General features: G+C 61.8%; 3 protein-coding genes. 2 read left to right on the forward strand and 1 reads right to left on the reverse strand.

What is annotated here, in order from left to right:
- On the forward strand, positions 1-414 hold a 414-nt coding region (locus EPO09_RS10675), incomplete at its 5' end, for a DUF2834 domain-containing protein (RefSeq protein WP_290642910.1).
- An 18-nt stretch (positions 415-432) separates the two neighbouring features.
- On the opposite strand, the gene EPO09_RS10680 is transcribed toward EPO09_RS10675, so the two are convergent.
- Positions 433-1,359, reverse strand: coding sequence for a metal-dependent hydrolase (locus EPO09_RS10680; protein WP_290642912.1), 927 nt, complete (start codon positions 1,357-1,359; stop codon positions 433-435).
- A gap of 129 nt (positions 1,360-1,488) precedes the next feature.
- Here EPO09_RS10680 and EPO09_RS10685 point away from each other — a divergent pair, with 129 nt between their 5' ends.
- Positions 1,489-2,520 (forward strand): AraC family transcriptional regulator, encoded by a 1,032-nt coding sequence (locus EPO09_RS10685; protein WP_290642914.1) that lies wholly within the window; start codon positions 1,489-1,491, stop codon positions 2,518-2,520.
- Positions 2,521-2,574 lie beyond the last annotated feature (54 nt).

Consider the following 2,574-nt stretch of genomic DNA (forward strand, 5'->3'; position numbering starts at 1 on the left):
TTCTACGCCCTGATCGCCGTGGCCGCACTGACCGGCACGGCGGCCCAACTCAAGCCTTATCTGTCCTTGGGTGTCGTGCAAGGCAATGTACAGTTCTGGCAGGACACGTTGGTGAACTCGGCCAGTCGCTTCATCACGGTCGACATCATGTTCGTGTTCGCCGTGGTCTGGCGCTGGATGGTGACCGAAGGCCGCCGTCTGAAGATGCGAGGCTACTTCTGGTACCTGCCTACCTCACTGCTGATCGCGTTCAGCACGGCGCTGCCTGTGTTCATGATTCACAGAGAGATCGCACGCAGCCGCCTGAACCCCGCCGAGCAGGAAGACACCGGTCTGGCCGGCGCCATCAGCGTGCTGCTGGTGGCGGGCGTGGCCATGGCTTATACGTGGCGGGCACTTTCGGCCCTCATGTGACCAACGGCCACATCGCGCTTACCAACGCCCCCCTGCCGCAGCACCGGCGCGCACACCTTCCGAGTGCGCCATATAGGCCAAAGCTTCTGCTGTGTCCGCTTCGTGTACCGGCTCATACCCGGGCTTGAGGTAACGCAACTCCTCCTTGAGGAACCAGCCGATGCCGGGCAGAAAGCCTGCCTTGGCTGCACGGTGCCACTGCCGCCAGAACGACAAGCTGAACGGGCCAGCACCACGCCCCTTGAAGACGGGATCCTGACGCACGATGTGGTCTACCCCCTTGGCGTACACATACAGGAACCAGGGAATCCAGACCAGCTTTTGCACCCAGCGCGTGGCGTAGTGCCCGCCCAGATGGCGGTACAGATCGAAGGCCACGCAGCGGTGCTCGACCTCTTCCGCGCAATGCCAGCGCAAGATGTCCAGCACGGTCTCGTCTGCACCGACCTCATCCCACCTTTGGTTGCGCAGGATGTACTGCCCCACCGTGCAGGTGGTGTGCTCGATGTTGGCAATGATGCCCAAGCGAAAGATCAGCCATTGCCTGGCCAACCACTTGGGCAAAGGCTTGCCATAGGGCTCGTCCGACAAAGGCCCCTCCTGGAACAGCCAGTTGACACGGTCAATGTAGCTTTGCGTTTCAATGCCATGCGCGCCCAGATAGTGCTTGCTCGCCCCTTGATGGGAGCGCGCGTGCACGGCTTCCTGGCGGATGAAGGCCTTCACATCTTCTGCCAGCCTCGGGTCACGAACCAGCGGTAAGGCCTGGTTGAACAGCTTGCAAAACCAGAACTCGCCAATGGGCAACATCATGTGCAACTGGCTGAGAAAGTGACTGGCAAACGGTTGATCAGGGATCCAGTGCAAAGGCACGTCCGTCCAGTCGAACTGAACCTTGCGGGGTGCCAGGTGTGTAGGTGATGTAGAGCCTGTTGCAGCGTTCATGGCGAAGGATTCAAGCAATGCTTGGGGCAAGAGATGACAGGCCATAGCGTACGCATGAGCTTCATCGGAGAGAATGACTGATGCGTCCACAACTTGACATTTGAGGCCATTGCCTCACACCGTTCGGCCATGCCACCTCACCGCCAGCCGTGGGACTTCCCGCGCAACGTCGCCAGCACACGCATCCTGTTCGGCCTGGGCCGCGAACACGGCCTGAGCGCGCGCGACTGCCTGAGCGGCACGGGCCTCAGCGAAGCGCAACTGGCGCAACCCGAACGCATGGTCGAAGCCATGCAGGAGATGCAAGTGGCACGCAATCTCCTGCGCCATCTGGGGCCCGACATCGGCCTGGGGCTGGACGCCGGCTTGCGCTACCACCCAACCACTTTCGGCATCTGGGGCTTCGCGCTGCAAAGCAGCCCCAACGTCTGGAAGGCAGTGGAAGTCGGCATCCGCTACACAAGGCTGACCTGCGCCTTTTGCCAACCAGCCATGATCACAACGGCCAAAGAGGCCATGTTGATCTGCGAAGGCAAGGACGTGCCCGAAGACGTGCGGGACTTCTTCACTGACCGGGACAGCACCATGATCCTGCAACTGCAGCGTGACGTGCTGCCCATGCAGCTACCCTTGACCCGACTGGAATTGAGTCGCCCTCGCCCCACCTACGCCGACCGCATCGCAGCGCTCTATGGTTACGAACCAGCGTTCGATCAGCCCCACAACAGACTGGGCATCAGCATCGAACTGACCCAACTGCCCTTGCCCCAGGGTGATGTGGCAGCGCTCAAGTTGTGCGAAGACGAGTGTCAGCGCCTGCTCACGCTGCGCAAGCTGCAAAGCGGGCTGGCAGGCCGCATCCGTGATCAACTGATGATGAGCAGCCGCACCATGCCCGGCATGCAGCAGGTGGCCGACGCCCTGCAGATCAGCGTGCGGACCTTGCGTCGCCGGTTGGCGCAGGAAGACACCGTGTTCGAAACGCTGGCCGACGACGCGCGCCGCGTGCTCGCAGAAGAGCTGCTTCAAACCACCGACATGCGCATCGAAGACATTGCCGAACGCCTGGGCTACGCAGAGCCTTCGTGCTTTTCGCGTGCGTTCAAACGTTGGAGCGGCCTGTCACCCCGTCAGTTCAGGCAGGCCCATTCGCCGTTCTAGCTGGCAGGATCAGCGCGGCGCAGAAGGCGTATCGGCCGGACCGGAACCCGGCGC

The sequence above is a fragment of the Aquabacterium sp. genome, assembly GCF_004297345.1.
Classification (GTDB): domain Bacteria; phylum Pseudomonadota; class Gammaproteobacteria; order Burkholderiales; family Burkholderiaceae_C; genus Aquabacterium.

Bases quoted from the DNA above. Each gene is read 5' to 3' on its own strand.
- EPO09_RS10680 (WP_290642912.1), bottom strand. From the start codon at position 1,359: ATGAACGCTGCAACAGGCTCTACATCACCTACACACCTGGCACCCCGC.
- EPO09_RS10685 (WP_290642914.1), top strand. From the start codon at position 1,489: ATGCCACCTCACCGCCAGCCGTGGGACTTCCCGCGCAACGTCGCCAGC.